Annotated in this window: 1 pseudogene; it reads left to right on the top strand. The window is 48.0% G+C overall.

What is annotated here, in order from left to right:
- Positions 1-256: pseudogene (locus NE547_RS18280) on the top strand (hypothetical protein); the annotation flags it as partial.

The following is a 256-nucleotide window of genomic DNA, read 5'->3' as shown; positions in this document are numbered from 1 at the left end:
GTTTCTTCCCGTGGCAGCAGCGGCTTGATTCGTTCCCATTGTTTTTTTGTTAATTCATATCGTTTCATGCCCTTAGCTTCGCATAACTTGGTTTGTTGTGCAACTTTTATTTTTCAAACAAGCCCTATTCCGGCAGAGGGAAAAACGCAGCGGGAAGTTGCGGGATACTATGGCTTCCAGAATAAGCAGGTGGTGAAAAGGCTGCTTGAGCGGGAGCGGAGAAAAGAACGCAAGCTGGAAGCCGGGATCCTTCCAC

The sequence above is a fragment of the Flavonifractor sp. DFI.6.63 genome (assembly GCF_024462255.1).
Classification (GTDB): Bacteria; Bacillota; Clostridia; order Oscillospirales; family Oscillospiraceae; genus Lawsonibacter_A; species Lawsonibacter_A hominis.
This window is presented reverse-complemented; position numbering and strand designations above follow the sequence as displayed.